Origin of the sequence: Veillonella nakazawae (assembly GCF_013393365.1) — a bacterium.
GTDB lineage: Bacteria > Bacillota > Negativicutes > Veillonellales > Veillonellaceae > Veillonella > Veillonella nakazawae.
The window spans coordinates 1,686,578-1,707,544 of sequence record NZ_AP022321.1; the positions used below are offsets into that span (position 1 = coordinate 1,686,578).

Annotated in this window: 22 protein-coding genes and 1 pseudogene; 2 read left to right on the forward strand and 21 right to left on the reverse strand. The window is 37.2% G+C overall.

The genetic code is table 11. The annotated features are described in order from the left end of the window. Nucleotides 1–114 precede the first annotated feature (114 nt). From VEIT17_RS07830 to VEIT17_RS09975, 8 genes are all read right to left on the reverse strand, one after another. Nucleotides 115–339 (reverse strand): hypothetical protein, encoded by a 225-nt coding sequence (locus VEIT17_RS07830; RefSeq protein WP_024064459.1) that lies wholly within the window; start codon nucleotides 337–339, stop codon nucleotides 115–117. A 13-nt stretch (nucleotides 340–352) separates the two neighbouring features. After that, a complete protein-coding gene (locus VEIT17_RS07835; RefSeq protein ID WP_178885522.1) occupies nucleotides 353–1,171 on the reverse strand; it encodes a sulfurtransferase in 819 nt (272 codons plus the stop codon). Nucleotides 1,172–1,394: 223 nt separating this feature from the next. Then, entirely contained in the window at nucleotides 1,395–1,847 is a 453-nt protein-coding gene (locus VEIT17_RS07840; RefSeq protein ID WP_178885524.1) for a hypothetical protein, read from the reverse strand. Nucleotides 1,848–2,117: 270 nt separating this feature from the next. Continuing rightward, the gene (locus VEIT17_RS07845; protein WP_001291561.1) at nucleotides 2,118–3,335 is read right to left on the reverse strand and encodes a tyrosine-type recombinase/integrase; all 1,218 of its coding nucleotides are present in this window, start codon (nucleotides 3,333–3,335) and stop codon (nucleotides 2,118–2,120) included. An 81-nt stretch (nucleotides 3,336–3,416) separates the two neighbouring features. After that, nucleotides 3,417–3,620, reverse strand: coding sequence for an excisionase (locus VEIT17_RS07850; RefSeq protein WP_000814511.1), 204 nt, complete (start codon nucleotides 3,618–3,620; stop codon nucleotides 3,417–3,419). Nucleotides 3,621–4,080: 460 nt separating this feature from the next. Then, nucleotides 4,081–4,311, reverse strand: coding sequence for a helix-turn-helix domain-containing protein (locus VEIT17_RS07855; RefSeq protein ID WP_000857133.1), 231 nt, complete (start codon nucleotides 4,309–4,311; stop codon nucleotides 4,081–4,083). After that, on the reverse strand, nucleotides 4,308–4,469 hold the full coding sequence (locus tag VEIT17_RS09970) for an RNA polymerase sigma factor (RefSeq protein WP_009431784.1): 162 nt from the start codon (nucleotides 4,467–4,469) through the stop codon (nucleotides 4,308–4,310). Before VEIT17_RS09970 ends, VEIT17_RS07855 begins: the two co-directional genes overlap by 4 nt. Further along, nucleotides 4,470–4,730, reverse strand: coding sequence for a hypothetical protein (locus tag VEIT17_RS09975; RefSeq protein WP_426098233.1), 261 nt, complete (start codon nucleotides 4,728–4,730; stop codon nucleotides 4,470–4,472). It abuts the gene before it with no gap. Between the two features lie 504 nt (nucleotides 4,731–5,234). On the opposite strand from VEIT17_RS09975, the gene VEIT17_RS07865 reads away from it, so the two are divergent. Further along, nucleotides 5,235–5,474, forward strand: a complete 240-nt coding sequence (locus VEIT17_RS07865) for a helix-turn-helix domain-containing protein (RefSeq protein WP_001227348.1) — start codon at nucleotides 5,235–5,237, stop codon at nucleotides 5,472–5,474. Between the two features lie 55 nt (nucleotides 5,475–5,529). On the opposite strand, the gene VEIT17_RS07870 is transcribed toward VEIT17_RS07865, so the two are convergent. From VEIT17_RS07870 to VEIT17_RS07885, 4 genes are all read right to left on the reverse strand, one after another. Next, nucleotides 5,530–8,448, reverse strand: a complete 2,919-nt coding sequence (locus tag VEIT17_RS07870) for a Tn3 family transposase (protein ID WP_001240982.1) — start codon at nucleotides 8,446–8,448, stop codon at nucleotides 5,530–5,532. 3 nt (nucleotides 8,449–8,451) lie between these two features. Next, nucleotides 8,452–9,006, reverse strand: a complete 555-nt coding sequence (locus tag VEIT17_RS07875; protein WP_000576156.1) for a recombinase family protein — start codon at nucleotides 9,004–9,006, stop codon at nucleotides 8,452–8,454. Between the two features lie 354 nt (nucleotides 9,007–9,360). Next, complete coding sequence (gene erm(B), locus VEIT17_RS07880; protein ID WP_001038790.1) at nucleotides 9,361–10,098, reverse strand: 23S rRNA (adenine(2058)-N(6))-methyltransferase Erm(B); 738 nt, start codon at nucleotides 10,096–10,098, stop codon at nucleotides 9,361–9,363. Between the two features lie 124 nt (nucleotides 10,099–10,222). Then, nucleotides 10,223–10,306: a 23S rRNA methyltransferase attenuation leader peptide gene (locus tag VEIT17_RS07885; protein ID WP_001814874.1), complete on the reverse strand. Its 84-nt coding sequence runs from the start codon at nucleotides 10,304–10,306 to the stop codon at nucleotides 10,223–10,225. A gap of 248 nt (nucleotides 10,307–10,554) precedes the next feature. Here VEIT17_RS07885 and VEIT17_RS07890 point away from each other — a divergent pair, with 248 nt between their 5' ends. Beyond that, nucleotides 10,555–10,677 (forward strand): hypothetical protein, encoded by a 123-nt coding sequence (locus VEIT17_RS07890; protein WP_427876568.1) that lies wholly within the window; start codon nucleotides 10,555–10,557, stop codon nucleotides 10,675–10,677. Between the two features lie 59 nt (nucleotides 10,678–10,736). On the opposite strand, the gene VEIT17_RS07895 is transcribed toward VEIT17_RS07890, so the two are convergent. From VEIT17_RS07895 to VEIT17_RS07935, 9 genes and pseudogenes are all read right to left on the reverse strand, one after another. After that, nucleotides 10,737–10,904: a cysteine-rich KTR domain-containing protein gene (locus VEIT17_RS07895; RefSeq protein ID WP_000336323.1), complete on the reverse strand. Its 168-nt coding sequence runs from the start codon at nucleotides 10,902–10,904 to the stop codon at nucleotides 10,737–10,739. Nucleotides 10,905–11,022: 118 nt separating this feature from the next. Continuing rightward, a complete protein-coding gene (tet(M), locus tag VEIT17_RS07900; RefSeq protein ID WP_000691741.1) occupies nucleotides 11,023–12,942 on the reverse strand; it encodes a tetracycline resistance ribosomal protection protein Tet(M) in 1,920 nt (639 codons plus the stop codon). A gap of 15 nt (nucleotides 12,943–12,957) precedes the next feature. After that, nucleotides 12,958–13,044 (reverse strand): tetracycline resistance determinant leader peptide, encoded by an 87-nt coding sequence (locus VEIT17_RS07905; protein ID WP_011058339.1) that lies wholly within the window; start codon nucleotides 13,042–13,044, stop codon nucleotides 12,958–12,960. 274 nt (nucleotides 13,045–13,318) lie between these two features. Further along, a complete protein-coding gene (locus tag VEIT17_RS07910; protein WP_078377190.1) occupies nucleotides 13,319–14,257 on the reverse strand; it encodes a conjugal transfer protein in 939 nt (312 codons plus the stop codon). Nucleotides 14,258–14,264: 7 nt separating this feature from the next. Continuing rightward, nucleotides 14,265–15,277, reverse strand: a pseudogene (locus VEIT17_RS07915) (bifunctional lytic transglycosylase/C40 family peptidase). Continuing rightward, nucleotides 15,274–17,451 carry a CD3337/EF1877 family mobilome membrane protein gene (locus VEIT17_RS07920; RefSeq protein WP_000804748.1) on the reverse strand — a complete coding sequence of 726 codons (2,178 nt, stop codon included), beginning with the start codon at nucleotides 17,449–17,451 and terminating at the stop codon, nucleotides 15,274–15,276. Before VEIT17_RS07920 ends, VEIT17_RS07915 begins: the two are co-directional and overlap by 4 nt. Nucleotides 17,452–17,453: 2 nt before the next feature. Then, nucleotides 17,454–19,901, reverse strand: coding sequence for a conjugal transfer ATPase TcpF (gene tcpF, locus VEIT17_RS07925; RefSeq protein ID WP_000331160.1), 2,448 nt, complete (start codon nucleotides 19,899–19,901; stop codon nucleotides 17,454–17,456). Continuing rightward, nucleotides 19,885–20,391 carry a conjugal transfer protein gene (locus VEIT17_RS07930; RefSeq protein WP_000506270.1) on the reverse strand — a complete coding sequence of 169 codons (507 nt, stop codon included), beginning with the start codon at nucleotides 20,389–20,391 and terminating at the stop codon, nucleotides 19,885–19,887. The genes tcpF and VEIT17_RS07930 overlap by 17 nt, the downstream gene beginning before the upstream one ends. After that, on the reverse strand, nucleotides 20,366–20,863 hold the full coding sequence (locus VEIT17_RS07935; RefSeq protein ID WP_000342539.1) for an antirestriction protein ArdA: 498 nt from the start codon (nucleotides 20,861–20,863) through the stop codon (nucleotides 20,366–20,368). Before VEIT17_RS07935 ends, VEIT17_RS07930 begins: the two co-directional genes overlap by 26 nt. Nucleotides 20,864–20,967: the final 104 nt, after the last annotated feature.

Genomic DNA, 20,967 nt, shown 5'->3' on the forward strand with positions numbered 1-20,967 from the left:
TAATATAGTTTGTGAAAGCCTCTATTTCAACAATTTCTTTATATTTCAAAAAGATTCTTATTTATGCTAGCAATTATAATATGTTATACAGTTTAGCCAAAAAGTCGTACATTACTATTGTTTGTGTTTCTTTGCATGTCTAGCTTCCGCACGAGCCTTTCGAGCGTTTTCGTTTGCTTTAAGATCACTTTCACGTTTTTCACGGAAATAATTAGCTATGGAAGATAAAACAAGAATTACCAACACTGTAACATTAAACATGCCGGGCCCGAAGGTATAGATGTGATAACACAAATAACCAAACGCAACAAGGGTTAGTAGATGTTTTAAAATTTTCATTTGCCCTCCTGTATTATCGTAATGTTTCTACACCAGTCTTAAGTGGGAAACCGTCATAGGTTACCCAATCACTAGAGCTGCCAACATATAAAGCCGATTCAAGCCCTACTTCGCTCATAGTTAACAGCGCATTACAAGCGGTTACCCCTGAGCCACAGTACGTCACTACAGGTCTATTTTGGTAGATTTCATTATAATACTGAGCTTCTAAATCTTTTACAGACTTAGGACCATCTACGGTATAACCACTTTCATAAAAATGATTAACAGCACCAGGAATATGACCAGTCATGCCATCCATCGTATCTACTTGAGATCCATCGTAACGGAACGGTGCACGAGCATCGATGATAACATGGTCACCACTTTCACTAGCCTTGAGTACCTCATCACGACTCATAACCATATGCGTTTGCAATTCATAGTTAAAAACAGACGGTTCTGTAGGTAGCGGAGTTGGTTCTTTAGTTAGAACATGGCCTTCCTTAACCCAACGCTCAACACCACCAGACAATACGCGTACATCCGTTAAGCCCATGTAACGCAACGTCCACCATAAACGTCCCGCTAAGAAAAGCCAAGAGTCATATACAACAACCTTGGAATCACGAGTAATCCCGTAAGACTCAAAAGTATGAGCCAAACGCTCCATATCTGGTAATGGATGACGACCGCCATGCTCACCTACAGGGCCTGTTAAATCCTTATCTAAATCTACAGGAAAAGCCCCCTTAATATGACCTTGTTTATAATCTTGATAACCTCGAGCATCTAAGATGATAACCTCATCGAGACAAGCTAATAACTCTTTAGGAGTGATGAAATTTGACATATGTACTCCTTTCATATAATTATATCGAAAAATACAAATCTGATAATATTATTATATAACGATATGAAAGTATGGACAATGAATATGAAAATATAATTTAAACGATAAGCCAATATGTTCTAATAGCTCTTTCACATTACAAATATCCTATCCATACAAAATAAAAGGTACACCTATATAGTATTATAGGCGTACCTCTATATTGTATGCTGATGTATTTCAATTATAAAAGAAAAGAATTCCCACAACGTAAACATATATATGTATGCTCCCAGTCGCGACGTAATCCTGGATATATGTCTCTATTCCATACATAACGTTGATATGTTTTGTAGATTAACAACGCATATGCACCAAAATAAATGATAAGAGAAGCCTCATGTTTACTTAGACCGGAAATCCAAAGCAATAATACGAGACCAAATTGAATCGCAATCCACCACTTTAAAATAAATGTAGCAATTGATTTTTTCATCGGAGGTTTTGCCATCATAGAAAGTGCTGTTTGTTGCGTTCCTACAGTATTGCCAATACCAACACCTACTCGACCACCAGCACCAATACCTACACCTGTAGTTACACCATTTACATTAGAAAAGCCACCAGCATAAGCAATATTATAACTTTGAATATTTTCCGACTGACAATATGGACACACGTATGCATTCTCGCTCATAAAGCTCTCTCCTATTATATTTCAACATATTATAATAGTTTATATCCTACTTAGAATTAATGAGAGAGTAATGAGAATTACAATATTTTTATGACTAAACAAAGTATAAATTTCTAATTATCTTTTTATATTTTCTTAAATGCTCGTAAAGCCTTATTCTATGTGCTTTCGAGTATTTTTACTGTAGGAAGATACTTCACGTTTCTTTGCATATTTCCTCATGTCTTAGCTGTCAGAAGTGGTAAATAAGTAGTAAATTCATTTGTACTACTAAGCAACAAGACGCTCCTGTTGCTTCTCTTTATTCAAGCGTTTCATTTCTGCCATTGCAGAATCGAATGTTGCATGTGCGTAATAGTTCAGCGTCATGGCTATATTAGCATGTCCCATAATGTACTGTAATGCCTTTGGATTCATTCCTGCATTTGCATAGTTGGTACAGAATGTATGTCGCAAACTATGTGGAGTGATGTGTGGCAATTTATCCTCGTTATACTTATTGTATTTCTTAACAAGACCTTTCATCATGCCGTTGTAATCACTTGCCACTTTTGGATAGTTCTTTCTATTAAGAAAGAGGAAATCACTATATCCATCAATCTCAACACGCTTATCATTCTTTCGATTCGCTAACACTCGCTTAAATGCTTGATAGGCTTCTTCAACCATAGGAACTTGACGTTCGCCACTTTTGGTCTTTGGTGTTTCAATGTAGTACCCAATTTCAGTATCTCTCAATAGCTGATGGTCTATATTGACAAGACGATTCTCAAAATCTAAATCTGGAAGTGTCAAACCACCAAACTCTGAAATACGAAGACCTGTTTTTAAGAGTATCAGAATTTCATCATAATTTTTGCTGTAGGTTTTATCAGCTTTTGCAAAGGCTAACAGTTTTTCTTCCTGTTCTTCTGTTAGTACGGTCTTAGGGACAGTATCATCATCAAGAACTGCTTTCAGTTGAAAGTCAAATGGATTCTTCCGAACACAATCATCTTGTATAGCAATATAGAATGAAGCCTTTAAAGAACGTTTGTAGTTATTGATGGTTTGATAAGCATAACCATTTTCACTCATTCTAATAGCCCATTCTTTAGCGTCTGATGGCTTAATACTGTCAATACTTCTTACACCTAACTTGTCTTTCTTCAAAATATCCATAAGATATTTGCGTCCAGTTTCAGTGTTTTTTCTAACCTTTGGTCTTTGAGCGTTCTGTTTTGCGTAAAGCTGGCAGAGTGTCATTTTCTTTCCTACAACATCAATACCATCATGAATGTCTTTCTGTAACTCTGCGATTTTCTCTCTAAGTGAGATACAATCACGCTTTCCTGCTGGTACTCGGTCTGTAGCCACAAGTTTCCACGAGTAAACAAATTGCGGTTCTCCAAATGAATCTATATATTTGTATAAGTATCTTCCGTCTTTTCGTTGGCTCTCTCCAGTCTTTAAGATTCGACCTTTATTGTCACGTCTTTTTTCTGACATGGCATTTGCTCCTTTCCTTTATGGAAAGAGCCTTGATACGACTTAATACTATTTTATCATATACAAGACCCTTTGGCGACGCTAGATTGCGTCCAATGTATCTATAATTTTTTCAAATTGTTTTCGTTTAATCTGAATACGATTGCCATTCATAATCAGCCAATTTGCATTTTTATTTTCCTCTGCCAAGCGTCGTAGCTTGTTTTCGCCAATACGAAAATATTTTGACGCTTCTTCAATGGTTAGGGTATAACGTTCCCAAATAGGAATGTCAGTCTGCTTCATAAAATCCTCCTTTCCAAATCACTTATTTGGATTTCATAAAAGTTGTTTTACCAGCAATCGAACAGCTTTAGCAAAGCTCACGGGAGTTCCACCCCTGCATGGTTCTCATGTAGCCATACTCATTGCCTGCGACGGTTTTATCACGCTCGGACTATTGACTGTATGGGAGTATCATTATCACGATAAGAATGTCGTTGCAGGCAATCCTGCTAAAGATTGCTTCTCGGATCACTAACATGAATCGCTCGCTATCTTTATAAGATAGGTCATGGCGGTTAGTTCCGTTGGCTCTTTTCTTATCGAAACGTATTCGATTACTTTTATTCAGTTTTCAAAGAACAATGGCTCGTTAGCCTATCAAAACACATTGAAAGCTCAATATGCTTTGGTGGAATAACAAACCTCCCTGTTCGGGAAGCGTGGAATGGTTTAGCACGCTTCCACGAAAGGAGAGAGGATATTACTTAATTTCAAATGACAAAATCTTTGTAATCAGTCTGGTTTCCATTCTTCCACGTAAGACTTCATCAACGACCATACTTTGATTGCCATATTCATCTTTCATAAGTCGTAGGGAACGCTTCGTTATGTACCCTCTGTAATGATGTAGAATCTGGTTAATCGCTTCGGTATCGCCATCTGTTGCCTTTACAATGAGAGGAAAGGGAATCATAGGATATTGTGTTTTCATTCTTCAAATTCCTCCATAAACTTTTTAATTAAGGCTAGTCCACTGGTTCTATGCCGATAGACAGTAGAACGGTTCAATTTCAACAGGTCTGCAATTTCTGAATCGCTCATGTCCATAAAGTAAAACAGCAGTAGAATTTCACGTTTCTTGTCTGGCAACTAACGTAATGCTTCACTCAACAAATCATTTTCAACGCCTACTGATAACCCATTGAGTGTAAAAATCTGAAAGTCAGTTGAATAGTTATCTGTTGTCGCAAACTGGCTAACAAGATAATCGCCAACATCCGAAAAGGACACCTCACGCTTTGCAATCCTTGAAAGATAAAGCATATAATTCTTTCGCTCGTCTTCCATAGCACGTTTACAGATATAGTCAAACTGATTTTCTATTGTGGTCTGAAAAGAAGATGGTTTCATGTTTCTCACCCCCTTTCTGTCTAGGAAAGGAAGTGAGCCTTGCTCGTTTATCTCCTTTCACTCTTAGTCCCAATGTGAAAGGGGGATTTGTTGCATTACTGATAAATAAACTTTGTAAAAAAGTTCTGAATAGCCAAAAAAGCATATAAACAGATTTATTTCTCTGTTTACATGCTTCTGTTATTCTATCTATATGATTTATAAAACCACATTGGTGGACGTACTTATCTATTGCAGATAGACGACTTTTTTTGACAAGAACCCAATGTAAGGAAATTTATTGTATATGATGTACTTCATGGCGACGTTGACCTCCAACAAACCGCCATTTGGAAGTAATATACAATATTTTAACAGCGTAAATAGCACTACCATATAACGGTTTTTTTTATTGGCGTTTAGTAGTGCTTTTTATTAAATATAAACCTATAAACCATATAACACGTTTTTCTATACCTGTTTTTAATTCAGTAGGAACAATAAAATGTATAGAGGTGGTCTACTATGCGTAAAAAAGAAGATAAATATGATTTTAGAGCCTTTGGTTTAGCCATTAAAGAAGCTCGATTGAAACGAGGTTTAACTCGTGAACAAGTGGGAGCATTGATTGAAATTGACCCACGGTACTTAACTAATATTGAAAATAAAGGGCAACACCCCAGCATACAAGTTCTTTATGACCTTGTATCGTTACTTCATGTTTCCGTTGATGAATTTTTCTTACCTGGGGTCCCGAGCGCTTAGTGGGAATTTGTATCGATAAGGGGTACAAATTCCCACTAAACCAATGTTTCAAGGCCTATTTATTTTTTATATTCAATTCTCTTAAGTGTTTAGGAATAGATAACAAGTCAAATTTATACTCTCCAAGAAAAGTGATATGCTCCCAATTAATAGGAGATACATGCTTCATATACTTAGTTACTTCGGGATCTATTTTGACGAGATAATTATAAGCTGCTTGTAAGTAGACGGCGTTCCATATACTTATTGCATTTATTAACACATTAAGCGCACTAGCACTTTGAAGTTGTCGGCGAATATCGCGCTCCATAAATTTTCCGCGTCGCCCAAAAAATAGTTCTCTAGCTAAAGCATTAATCGCTTCTGTCTTATTTAGTCCATGAGTGATCCTTCGCCGTAGCTCACTATCTGTAATATAATCTATCATAAAAATGCTCTTTTCAATGCGACCTAGTTCTCTCAGTGCAAGAGCTACTCTATTCTTACGTGCGTATGAGCCTAGCTTTCCTAATAGTAAAGAACTAGATACTTTTCCTGTTTGAATCGAATAGGCGATTCGTTTAATTTCATCATAGTTTTCTTCAATAATTTTTACATTGATTTTTCCGCTTATATCTTCTGATAAGTTAGGGTAGTAGGAAGGTGATTTGATAGAAAATAATTGTGATTTTTTTATATTTCTGATGCGAGGTTCAAAATCAAAGCCTAGTAATGCGGTCATTCCAAACACCTGATCAGAATACCCATTTGTATCAGTAAAATGTTCCTCAATATCTAGATCTGTTTCATGATAAAGTAGGCCATCAAGGGTATGAGTAGCTTCCCTTGTATTAGTTGAAGCAACCTCGATATGATGAGTCGTATGCCTATCATTTATTGATCGAATCATTGTAGCTCCTTTTTCCATACTTTTGTAATGTGGATTAACATCGGATTTTAGAGCTGAGACGCCCACTGGGACGCGCATTCCGTCTGAAGCAGTGGTTTTTCCTTCACCCCAAAAGTCTGCAACAGGAAGCTTTAACTGATAATTAACCAAAACAGATTGAGCACGAGTCAGAGCTTCTTTATAAAAGCGCCATTGTTTGGCATTGGCTAACTGAGAATAAGAAATTCCAGGAGTTGATTGGGCCATTTTTTCAAGACCAATATTCATCCCTAAACCCAGCAAAGCAGCAAAAATAATTTTTCTTTCTTGTTCACTCGGCGGTTTCCCTGTAGAATCATGACTAAATTCTTGTGAAAAGTTGGTCCAACTGTCCACCTCAATTAAAAGATCACTAAGCCTTATCTTAGGAATTATTGAATAAAGTTTTTTTCTATATATTTCTGCTTCGCTAGGTGTAACTTTTTCCAACTTTTTAAGGTTTGCTCTTGAAATTCTCTTATCAACTGTCGAATAAAATTGAAGCTGTAAATCTAAAATTATTTCCCGATCCTTTAAATAGTCCTCAAACGTGTCTGGAATAGTTTCTGAATCAATACAAGCAGATAAATCAACTAAGTAATCATCAATATTTCGATGGATCATACTTCCTTCAACTGAAATATCTCCTGATCGAATATTGTTCTTTAGCTCGGTGAAAGCTACTAACTCATAGTAAGACCGATCTATTTTCCCCTCTTCTGGCCGAACAAGGCTTTTCCATTTTTTACTCACAAAATCAGTAGAAGTATCTGCCGGTATTTTTCTTTTACCACTATTGTGTAAATCAGTTAGTTGAGTTAGGGCCATGAGGACTGGATTTGCTGCCGGAGTTGCTTTGAACGAAAGGGTCCTCAATAACATTGGCGTGTATCTTCGGAGGTAATTAGCTTTATTTCGAACCATTTCTAAATAGCCATGATTTTTATTACCTGTAATTTTTTTAGCTTCTTCTCCATCTTGTACTAAATCTTCCCAAGGCATGATTCGTTCAATTTCGTCAAAAGGATTACTATCATTATCTTTTGCAAAGTGAAGAGCATCAATTAAAGAAGCATAATGTTCCAATTTTTTAGTAGCCAATTTTCCTTTTTCTTTTAACTGTTCTTGTGAATCACGTGTCCCTTTGCGTTTAATACTTGCTAAAATGCGGTCATTAATCTCAATCAGTTGATCGATCAGATATTGATGATGATTGACTAAAAAAGCAATAAGTAAAGAGTATCTTTTTTCAAGCTCAAAACGGGAGAAGTCATATGCATCATAATTTTCCCCTAGTCTAGCTAGCTGAAGAAACCTGTTCCGATTAATATGGGAGACATTAATTGTCCCGAGTCCCATGGAAGCAATCACTTCCACTTTTTTACAAATACTCATAAAGCTTTCTGGATTTGCCTTACCTGGAATGTCTTTTAGCCAAGCGAGTTTAGTTATTTTCGTCTCTTCATAAATTTGAAACAAACTCTCTAGTTTTTCAATTTGTATATCTGTTAATGAACAGAGTAATATTGAAAATAAGTTGTTTTCTGCTTTATCTCGACAGCGGCTTATAATGTCTTCAAGTGTAGCTATAGATGGAAAAATAATTCTTTTTCGAGTTAAGAAATCAATTGTTTTTTTCATTAGATAGATAGAGTCATCATTTTCTAAAGCTAGTTCAATTAAATATTCTATTAACTGTTTTTGTGTATTAGCACTACCGAATCGATGATAGTTGAATACTTCTAAGATCTCGTTGAAGTGATTTGCACGTGTATTTCTATGATCATATGAATTTAAATCAATTGCATCAAGATGGAGCTGTCGACTCACATAAGAAGTTAGTCTGGTTGATTTAATCGGCCAATTACTTAAAGAACACCCAGGATACCGGGCCAAACAAAGTTGTATCGCAAATCCTAGTTTATTGACCTTTCCACGGTGTTGATTAATAACCTCCAGATCATAATCAGAAAAACTAAAATACGCTTTAAAATCCTCTTCTGATAAGTGGTCTACAGAAAGAAGTTGTTCACGCTGTGAAGTAGTTAAAATTCTTTTCATAGCCATATCTTAAGCATTCCTTTTATTGAGGTAACGGTAAAAGGTTGTTTTGCTTAATTTAGAGGCATCAAGAATTTGACGAATAGAATACTCTTTGCTGTCATACATTTTTAAAGCTAAATCAATTGATAGCTTACCTTTACTTGGACGGCCCCCTTTTTTTCCTCGGACTCTGGCTGCCTTAAGACCAGAGTTAGTTCGTTCAATAATAATATCCCGTTCCAGTTCTGCTAAACTAGCCATAACTCGGAAAAAGAATCTTCCCATAGACGTTGAAGTATCTACGTTATCTTGAATAGATATAAAATTGACACTAAGTTCTTCAAATAATTCAGAAAGTTCAATCAAATGTTTAGTTGATCGTGAAATTCGATCTAACTTGTAAATGACAACAGAATCTCCTTCACGTAGTAGGTTGATCATTTCTTCTAATTGCGGTCGGTCTTTTTTCGCACCAGTTACTTTTTCTTGAAATAATTTATCAATTCCATAATGAGTAAGTGCATCAATTTGTAAACTAAGATTTTGATCATCCGTACTCACTCGAGCATAGCCAAAAATCATAAAAAAACCTCCTTAATTTTATAATTTAAATGTACCATAACTCATTAAGTATAACTATATAGGAACTATGAAAAAGGAACGGATTTTGGTACTTGATTTACTTAAAAAACATTTAGAAAAAGCAGGAAAATGAAAAGGTACCATAAACGGTCGTTTATGGTACCATTCAAATTTATCCTTATTGTACAAAATAACAGCGAAATTTTTAAATCTATTCCTTATCGATACAAATTCCCCGTAGGCGCTAGGGACCTCTTTAGCTCCTTGGAAGCTGTCAGTAGTATACCTAATAATTTATCTACATTCCCTTTAGTAACGTGTAACTTTCCAAATTTACAAAAGCGACTCATAGAATTATTTCCTCCCGTTAAATAATAGATAACTATTAAAAATAGACAATACTTGCTCATAAGTAACGGTACTTAAATTGTTTACTTTGGCGTGTTTCATTGCTTGATGAAACTGATTTTTAGTAAACAGTTGACGATATTCTCGATTGACCCATTTTGAAACAAAGTACGTATATAGCTTCCAATATTTATCTGGAACATCTGTGGTATGGCGGGTAAGTTTTATTAAGACACTGTTTACTTTTGGTTTAGGATGAAAGCATTCCGCTGGCAGCTTAAGCAATTGCTGAATCGAGACTTGAGTGTGCAAGAGCAACCCTAGTGTTCGGTGAATATCCAAGGTACGCTTGTAGAATCCTTCTTCAACAATCAGATAGATGTCAGACGCATGGCTTTCAAAAACCACTTTTTTAATAATTTGTGTGCTTAAATGGTAAGGAATATTCCCAACAATTTTATACCTCTGTTTGTTAGGGAATTGAAACTGTAGAATATCTTGGTGAATTAAAGTGACACGAATGTTCAGTTTTAATTTTTCTGACGATAAGTTGAATAGATGACTGTCTAATTCAATAGACGTTACCTGTTTACTTATTTTAGCCAGTTTCGTCGTTAAATGCCCTTTACCTGTTCCAATTTCGTAAACGGTATCGGTTTCTTTTAAATTCAATTGTTTTATTATTTGGTTGAGTACTTTTTCACTCGTTAAAAAGTTTTGAGAATATTTTATATTTTTGTTCATGTAATCACTCCTGAAGTGATTACATCTATAAATAAATACAGAAGTTAAACGATTTGTTTGTAATTTTAGTTATCTGTTTAAAAAGTCATAAGATTAGTCACTGGTAGGAATTAATCTAACGTATTTATTTATCTGCGTAATCACTGTTTTTAGTCTGTTTCAAAACAGTAGATGTTTTATCTACATTACGCATTTGGAATACCAACATGACGAATCCCTCCTTCTTAATTACAAATTTTTAGCATCTAATTTAACTTCAATTCCTATTATACAAAATTTTAAGATAATGCACCACTTTTTTATAATTAAAACGGTTGAAAACTGTACCACTAATAACTCACAATAGAGAGATGTCACCGTCAAGTTAAATGTACAAAATAACAGCGAAATTTTTAAATCTATTTCTTATCGATACAAATTCCTCGTAGGCGCTCGGGACCCCTACCTGCTAATAACTTGGTAAAAAGCACCCGACGATTACAGATAGAGAAATACATGGATAGCTTTACAGACAAAGAACTATCCTTAATGGAATCTTTAGCCAGCGGTATCAACGAAGCAAGAAACATCGAAGACTAATTAAAAGAATCCATACATAACGAAAAGAGCCGATAAAATGAGATTGTATTAATCTCATTTTATCGGCTCTGCGTCTTTGCGTCTGGCTCTGTAATCACAGTTACTTTGAACTGCTTTATTTCAATTAAATTTTCTTGTCTGCATTTCGGACAATAGAGGGGGAATTTTTTTAATTCAGTATCTTCCCTTATCTTTAATCGTGTTTTATTTCCACATACAGGACACAATATCCACTTGTAGTTTATAATAACTATCTCCTCCTTTACACTTTAATTCAAATCTTTATTAAAAAATATTTCATCTTATTTAACAAGAAACCATATTTATATAACAACATAAAATACACTAAGTTATTTTATTGAACATATATCGTACTTTATCTATCCGACTATTTGGACGACGGGGCTGGCAAACAGGTTCACCGGTAGTAACATGGTACCCTTTTAACTCTGTTAAACAAACACTACGTCCATTTGTAAAGAAAGTTAAATCACTACGATATTCTTGAATACACCGAGCAGGGATTTCTCCACTAAGAATGACCTCATTATTTTTCAATTGAGTGTCTACGATGTTCGCACAATATTTAGGAGCATCGTTGTATGCTCGTGAAAGATATTCCTGTGGCGCATAAATTTTAAAACTAAGATATGGCTCTAACAATTCTGTTCCAGCTTTTTTTAAGACTTGTTCCAATACAATAGGAGCAAGCATCCGAAAATCTGCTGGGGTACTAACAGGGCTATAGTATAAGCCATACTTAAAACAGATTTTACAGTCCGTCACATTCCAACCATACAATCCTTGTTCACAGCCATAGCGTATCCCCTCCATAACTGCATTTTGAAACGATTGATTTAAGTATCCAAGAGAAACCGAGCTCTCATACTGTACTCCGCTCCCTAATGGAAGCTGTGCTACAGATAGACCAATGGAAGCCCAGAAAGGATTCGGTGGAACTTCGATGTGAATGGTATACTCTGCTTTTTTTAACGGTCTTTCCATATAAATGACTGTAGGCTCTTTTATTTCTATCTCCACATGATACTTTTCTTGCAGCAGAGCACAAGTCACTTCCATTTGTACTTTCCCTAAGAAAGAAAGTATGATTTCATGTGTCGCAGAATCCACATAATATCGCAGAAGCGGGTCACTGTCGGAGATTTCTAAAAGTGCATCAAGTAACATTTCCCTTTGTTGAGGTTTGCTCGGTTCAACAGTCGTTTGCAGCAGAGGGAGGGGATTTTCAATTCTCTCTCTCTGTGGCAATAGCTTTGTATCTCCAAGAACACTATTTAACTTCAAAAACTCATTCTGCAAAATAACAATTTCCCCGGAATAAGCCTTATCGATTTTACATAATTCACCATTTATTGAAGTATACATTTCTGTAATTTTTATTTTTTCCTTTTCCGATATTCTAACCGAATCTCGCAAATGCAGTACGCCACTATAAAGACGTATATATGCAAGACGCTGTCTTTTTTCCGAATACTCAATTTTGAAAACTTTTCCGCAAAGTTCAGACTGACCTCGATGTGTTGATGAATAAAATTTATTCGTAATCACTTCTATAAGGTTATCAATCCCTATATTACTTTTTGCACTTCCATGATAAAGAGGGAACAGAGAACAATTCTGAAATCTTATGCTTTCCTCTTGTTCGAGTTCCAATGCTTCTAATGATTTACCGGACATATATTTCTCTAAAAGGTCATCGTTTCCCTCTATTACCGTATCCCATTGTTCAGATTCGGTAAAGTTCGTCACACACATATTAGGATACAGTTCTACCTTCTGTTTGATTACAATTTCGGCAGAAAGTTTCTCTTTAATATCCTGATAAACCGTTGATAAATCAATTCCATTTTGGTCAATCTTATTGATAAAAAAGATTGTGGGAATCCCCATTTTCCTAAGTGCATGAAATAATATACGAGTTTGTGCTTGTACGCCATCTTTTGCAGAAATCAGTAGAATTGCCCCATCTAAAACTGATAATGAACGATATACTTCTGCTAAGAAATCCATATGTCCTGGCGTGTCTATGATGTTCACCTTCGTATTTTCCCACTGAAAAGAGGTTATTCCTGTCTGAATTGTAATTCCTCTCTGACGTTCTAAAAGCGTATTATCCGTCCTCGTTGTACCTTTGTCCACGCTTCCTAATTCTGTAATCGCTCCACTGTTATATAATAAGCTTTCTGTTAAGGTAGTTTTTCCTGCATCAACATGAGCTAAAACTCCAATATTAATAATTTTCATGTGATTTTCCTCCATTCAAAAACCCAAAAGGGCATAAAAATCCCAGTGATAAATACTTTTATCACTGGGATTTTTATGCATAACCATAGGTATACAAAGCATACAGATATTCTCTGGATACTTTAGAATCACATGATAAAGGTATTCTTAAACTGGGTACAAAAAACTAAGCCCTCCTAAAAAAGGACATCTAATTATTTGTTCCCGCTATCAAATTGACAGTTTATTTAAGAATACCTTGCCGCATATTTATTAACTCCTTTTAAATAGTCACTTAAATAATAGCACGTAAGAGCATATTTGTAAAGGAATCTCCAATTTTTTATCAAAAAGAGTACATGATTACAAAGTATCTGTAATCATGTACCAATATTTGTTATTTTACAATCTTCCAATTATCTTGTTTTTCTAATATCAACTCAAATTGCGAGATTTGGGTTGCCTTTGTTTCTTGATCTAAATATTTCACAGCGACATTCACGATTACTTGGTTATCTTTTCTGGTAAAGATAGGATTCACCAATTCCTCGAAAACATATTCCTTGTTAATCATAGGTAACACATGATTACTTACATAGTAAGTCAATTCTTTTTCTGTGGCGGTAGGATAGAGCTGGAAGAACGTTTCTAAAAAGCTAATGATTTCGTCCATCGTTTCTGTATCTACTGTATGGTCACTTTCTAGCTGTTTGGGTTGGTAGTCCGATTTTTGAGGTTTCTTACTCATTGTCGGATTTTTGATAATAACCATATTATCTGATTCATCTATATGGACAACCACATGAAAGCTAGACGATATAGTTTCCTTGTCTTTGTCTTCGGTAATAACTTGTTCAACAGAAAACAGTACCTCAAAGGTGTTCTCATTCACTTGAGAAACCTGCCACACCTGTATATCGTTCACACTAGAACTAGTAGGAATATCCTTACGAATCATTTCTTCATTTAATACCTGCAATTCTTCCGTCAAATAATGGGTCAATTTCTCATTTCGTTTATCAATGGCTTCTTGGGATTGTTGCCACGAAAAGTAGTCTTTCGCAAAGGATTTCACAAAACTTTCTACTTGGTTGGTATCGACAATCTGCTGTTTAATGATTTCTGTTTCACGGACAGTATGAGTGTCAATGGCAGTAAAATTTTTATAGATTCCAAATCCGACACTACCAATCAATAAAACCCATAAAACAAAGGTTAATTTCTTATGCGTGCCAACTTTAATCATCGGAACTTTTCTTTGCTTGCTCGGTTTTTTAGATTTCTTTGGTTTCTCCTTCTTTTCTTTTCGCTCGATTTTTATAATCATTTGATTCATTCCTTTCTTAGTTATGAATAACACGTCTAGCCCCAATCAGATGGTCTTGCCAATAACGACTGCTTAAGTCGCCATAACCGATTGGGTCGCCTGCATGATAAAAGCGATTTCCCTCTAAATATATCGCCACATGAGTCACATATGTGCCTGCATTATAGGTTGAATGAAAGAAGATAAGGTCGCCTGCTTGGGCTTCTTCCATAGAGATTTCTTGCGTAGCGTCATACTGATCTTGGGCGACACGAGGGAGAGAAATGCCAGCTTTGTCATACACCCATTGTATTAAGCCACTACAATCAAAAGAGGTGGTAGGCGACGCCCCTCCAAAGACATAGGAAACCCTTCGTATTTCAAGGCTTCGTCCATAATGACTTGCACGGTTTCATCATCAAATTCTGTTGGGGAAGTGTCGGTTAGGTATTGTGAAACCAACTGAACATAAAACTGATTTCCATAGTTATATCGCCAACCACCATTCACAGGTATGGCTATGGGATTGGGGTAAGACACTTTTTCGCCACCTGAATACTCTTTTGAGAAACTTTGAGCCAGTTCAAAGGTATATTTATTTCCACGATTAGCCACATACCCTAAGAAACCACCACCATAATTGTAGGACTGGATAACCGATTCTAAATCTACACTGAGCCTTTCGCTACTGGCTAATAATTCACTGAAATACTTCACACCTTGCTTAATGGATTCTTCTGTACTCAATGAATTAGGTGGAAGACCGAGGGATTCCGAGGACTGCATAACATCTTCCGCAGTACCGCCCGATTCCACCTGTATAATCGCAAGAAGTATGTTGACATATTCTTCAACGCCATATTCTTTGGCATATTTTTCTACCATAGGCTTATGAGCCAGCACTTCTGCGGAAACATTCACACCTCCATAATGAATATTGGAAATTCCGCTGTCCTGTTCATCTGAAAATAAAATGGCAACAAACAGAAGCAGTGAGAAGACCATCAAGAATAATCCAGAACCACCAATCACTAAAGTTTTCAACTTCATGGTTTCTTACCGACTTTCTTAATGGTGGCGGTTTTGATTGGTGGTCTACTTCTTGTATTTTGTAGTGGTACTCTTTGAACAGTAGACGGACGTTCTTTTGTGATTGGACGTTGTGAAGTTCTATCTGCTGTAGTGGTTGAAGTTGCTGGCTTTTGAACGGTTTTTTCTTGAACGGTATTGCCTTGGCGTTCCACTTTTGGACTTGAAAAATCGGACTTAACTGCTGGACGCTCTTGTTTGGCTTGTTGAGATTCCTTATATGAAGTCTGAATATTAGACTGTTTTGAGGTCTGTTCATCATGATATTGTTCTTGTCTTGTAGTCGGTCTTTCATGAACAGAAGAAGCAGGCTGTTTTTTCTGTTTGACCTGTTCCATTTCAGAGCGACGCTTCGCAATGGTTTTTCGCCTTTGTTCCTGCTGTTCCTTGCGTCCACTGGCTCTGTCCGCTTTGGTTTGAGAAATACTACTGGTTAAATCACGGACATTCTCTTTTACTTTGGATTTTCCTTGATATACTGCATATCTTGCATTGGTCGGCAAATCTTTAACCTGTTCTTTCAAACCACTAGCAGTGTCTACCATTCTGTCTTTGGTATCAGCTACTGTACCGATGGTTTGACCGATACGTTTTCCAAGTGTTGATTTTTCCTTTCCGTCTGGTCGGGAGTGATCTGCTTGTGTCCTTGCAGAACTCCCCGAACCCGACTGTCCTTTTTTACCTGTAACAATGGCAGACCCAGCCCCTAGAGTAGTCATAGAACGTCCAAGTTTCCGCTGTAGACGGTGCATGTGAGCGTGCATAAGCATACGAGGTTTTCTCATCACACGACTTCCCACACTTTGAGAATCGTTACTCTGTAGAGAAAACATACTCATTAAATCGCCCAGCTTGAAGTAGATTCCTGCAAAGGTCACAATCTGTAGAAAAGCAATCAAAAAGAACGGATAACCAGCCGATAAGGTATAGAGCATGGTTGAAATACTAAATGCTGTCGTAATAATCAATGTGATTCCAGCTCGTGTCAAAATGGTATTAAAGAGCTTTGTTATGGCTCGTTTTGACATACCATCAAATGATGGAATCATGCTTAAAATAAAGCTCACAGGCAGAAACATAGCATAGATGATAAAAAGTACCTGCGAGAAAATCATGATTCCTGTTAATAGGAATACAAATATGGAAATCCCAATATTGAAGACAAATAGGAAGAAGACTGTACCTAAACGGTTAATGGTCTTTGTAATGGTTAGATTGGTATTGCTTCTGTCTTCAATTTCTTCCGCAACAATTTTTTCTCTGTCTTCGCCATTGTTGGAATCTGGGCTGGTGGAGAGCAGGCTTTCCACACGGTCAATACCGATACTTTCAATGTCTGAACTGTTGTATTGAAGCAGTAGCCACGGTTGCTGAACCTGTATGGAAAACAGGCTATCTCTGATTAAGTCCACGCTGTCCTTGCCTTGACTATCGGAATGGGGCATGACAATCTTCGTGCCAAGTGATAAACTGGCATTACTGATGTCTGATGAAAAGTCATTGATTTTTTTAATGTAGTCGGGAGCGTAGGCAATAAAGGAAGCCGATAGGATAAACACCAGCACAAAATTCATAATGGCATGAATTGCCTTTGTGGTTTCTCTCTTTATCAGTCCCGTATAGGCAACATAAACCCCAAGAACCAAAATCAAGAGTAAGAGGAATCCAACATAGAAACCCTCTGTTGAAAATCCGTTTGCACTCACACCAGCTAAGGTCTGCATATTCTTACCAATGGAATCTGCTGTAGCGGAAATGAAGTCTAAGGAATAGGCTTCCTGTACTAAGTAACCTGTCGCATTGGAAACATACAAACTGATTGTCCAAATAAAATTGGTAATGGCATATAGTCCATACATGACCTGTTTTCCAATCCCGTCCGACCAGTTCCACGGAAGCCAGCCCCAGCTATTATCCACATAAAAATCCAGTTGATAGTTTTCAAGTGGGTATCGGCTGTATTCATTTGCCACATTGACCGTATCATCTACCAAGCCCGCAGCTTGAACCACCGTTCCCAGCATGGCTAAAAGAAAAATGGCAATCACAAGTGTGAAAGCCACTGTCATTGCCACTTTACCTAGACGTTTCAGCGTCCAGTTTGATTTTATTCTGTTTACTATTGATGGTTTCACATTTACACCTCTTTTCGCACAGGTGGTCTGGTATCAAAGGCATGGAGCAGTTCTTCAAATACAGGGTGGAACTGTATCACACCGACACGACCATATAAATCACTGATAAGGCATTGCCCGTTTTCCAAATCACGCAATCGCTTCTGATTGTTTTCGTCCTCTGGGTCTACACCAAAAAAGGCTAAGGTCTTTTTAATCTCGTTAAGGTCAGTGGAACGAAATGCAAATTTTAAGCCGAGGTTATTTTTCAGTTTTTCATCTAAGAGGTCGTCTGTATTTTGGGTCACGAAATATACCCCAGCGTTCATAGCACGACCAGCCCGAACCAGCTTCATAGATAGTGTTTTTCCTTGTGCTACCTGTAAAAAGCTCCATGCTTCGTCTAAATCTACAATCTTGAAAATGCTTCGGTCTGTATGGATAAAGTCTAAAGCAAAGGTACTAATGACAATCAGCATAGCAACGGATAAAAGCTCCATAGTGGTATATTCCTCAAAGGAAGTTTCCTTGTCGGGAAGTACCAAGTCCGCAACCTGTATAATGTTCAGTTGTTTTTCTAAGCTGATAGACTGCTCCACATAACCATTACTGAATAATAAATGTGCAAAGTCATAGTCTGTAAAACTTTCGATATGGTCGGCTATACTGGTACTTAGTGGCGTATTCTCAACCCGTAATTCCTCAATCACTTTCATCAACCCTCGTACTTCACTATTGGTTACTGCACGAATGGCTTTTCTAAGGATTGGGAAGCGTTCCCCATCACGAGAGGAAATCCCCGTAAGGAATGTCAGAATATCAATAGCCAGTGATTCAGAATCTTTGGGATTTTTCATAATCACATAAGGGTCAAGTAAGCCTTTGTTTTTCTCATCAGAAGTCAGAGTGACGATATTGATTTCATGGGAAATCTCTGGCAAGGTTTCTTTCCATCTGCCACGTTCTGCTTTTGGGTCTACAATCACTGCTTGTGCCCCATAAAGCACCGCATAATAGACGATAAGGTTATTCGCAAAGGATTTACCACCACCCAGCGAACCAACAAAAGCCGACGCTAACGCATTGGTTACTGAACCCTTAACCCCTTGACTGGCAAGAGCAGGTTTCAGATAGACATTGCGTCCAGTATCTAAGCTGTAGCCAACATAAATCCCCTCATTTTCCCCCAGCATTTGAGTAGCACCAAAACCTAAACCAGCGAGGAAATCAGAGGTCACGTATTGAATATAATCATTCATATAACGCTTGCTGGCAGGTAAAAATTCTTCATGTAAGCCGAGCATATCCCCAAATGGTCGTACCAGTTTTACGCTTAAATCGTCATAAAAATCTTTCACTTCATTACAACGACGTTTGAGTTCGTCAAGATCATTTGCTGATACCCTTACCACATAAGACAGCTTGTACATAGATTCCTTGCTTTGGTCTAAATTGGTTTCCAGCTCATTCACACTTTCCAGAGCTTCCGCCACATTGGAGCTGGTTTCATTATCACTTTGCCAAGCGTGGTTATCCAAGTCTTTCAGTTCTTTCTTTTTATTGCGGACAGTAGATAGGGCTTTACGATTCGCTACAATTTCCACATTCATTGACGTATCAATCGGGAATGTAAATTGCTGTTGCTGGTAGTAGAAGATTTCAGAGGACGGGAAGTCCAGTTCTCCGACAATGCTGTTAATGGTAAAGTAAGCTACATAGACGGTTTCATCTTCCTGCTGGATTTTCAAATATCGCTGTTTTTCTTCCACCAAACAGCGAGTAGGCTTAATCAAGTCATAGTATTTAATCAGCGTTTCATTATCCAGCTTTTTCTTTGATAGATGGTACTCATACTCTTCATAGGCAGTGCCTGTCTGTCCGTAAAGGTGTTCAATCAGATAGCCGAAGTCGTCCTTATCTAACCTGCGGATTTTGAAACGACGAGAGATTTTATTTTCTAAGAGCTTTTCCATCTTCTGAAAACGCAGGATTTCATCATTACTCATACTAACAAAATCGCCCATCAGCTTATGGTTCACATCATAGACAAAATCAGACAAAGCATTTTTTGCTTCAACGGTAAGACTTTTCATAGAAAACTCCTGATCGTTGAGAAGCAACTTAAAGCCGATAAAGAAACGGTAGTTCACTTGATTTTCGCCAATCATGGATATTAAAGCGTCTGTCTGTTGGTCGATTTTGTCATAGGCAACCGCTTTGAGCTTGCCAGTGACTTCATTTTTGGAACGCTCTTGTGCAGAACGTATGCTGGATTCTGTACTGATTTGTAAAGCATGAATTTTGCCATCACGATTTTGTGCGATAAGCTGTCTGAAAGAATCATGCACTTGTATTTTCTGTTCTGGACTTAGAAATGAGTAATTGTAAGGAACAAGCTCATAGTAAGCATAACATTCCCCGTCTTTATTCCAGACGAGATTGTTTTCAATGTATTTAATTGGATATGCCATAAAATTCACTCCTAACTGCTGTAATGGCTTCTTGTGGCTGGTTTCTGCCAAGCGTTACTTTTTTTCCTGCATAGGTCAGCTTTGGTCGCAGTGCATAAGCAATGACAGACTTCAAAAATCCATAAGGCTTTTTACCATCAAAAGTTTTTGTAGACATAAACCATGTGAAAGCCACAGGAATCCCAAAGTATTTGAGAAATGCTCCCTCTATCATGGAAAGAGGGGGCAAGTTGCCAAGTATCATCACTGCAAAGAGTGACACGACAAACCATGTCATTTGCGTAAAGGTTATGGGAAACGGAAGTCTAAAATCATTGATAGAATACAGTACCTTTTCCACAGACCAGATACTGGTATAGCTTCGTATTTTCTTCATGTAATCAATCCTTTCATAAAAAATAGGGGTAGCTGATTGAGCCACCCCGTAAAATAGAAAATCTGCCAGTAGTAATGTACCGACAGATTTAATAGACGATTTCAAAAATCCCATGATTGGTTGAGATAAACGTTCCTGAAAGGTCTAAATCCCGACCATAGGCTTGATAATCAATATAGTTTTGAAGACTAGCTGGTACTTCGCCTAAAGCACCCGTTTCTTCAATGTAGTAGCGTGCCACGTCATACATATCATCACAATCGGAATGAATGATAATATCCTCTTGATGTTCGCTTAGTTCTTCAATGCTTGAAAAATGAGTGAGCAGAGCAGATAGCTCCGATTGTAATTCTTCGGGTAATTCCGATACCATTTCCCATAGTCGATTGAGTTCGCCAATGGAAGTGTATTCGTCAACCGTAAAGGGTAACTCGTAGTCATGAATGGCGTATTCCTCATATTCATCATTCAAGCCGATTTTCTCTTTGACTTCCTCAAAGTCAATGGGAAAGGTAAACCACGCACCGACCAATTCGCCCTCATTGTATTTGCCTAAATTCGCAATATAGACTTGCATATCGTCCATATATTCACGTCCTTTCTTTGTAGAGATTCAAAAATCCCTACCGCACTTCGTTTGGTGTACCATTCCTTTGCGGAACATAAGAAAACCACTTATATTCCACAAAA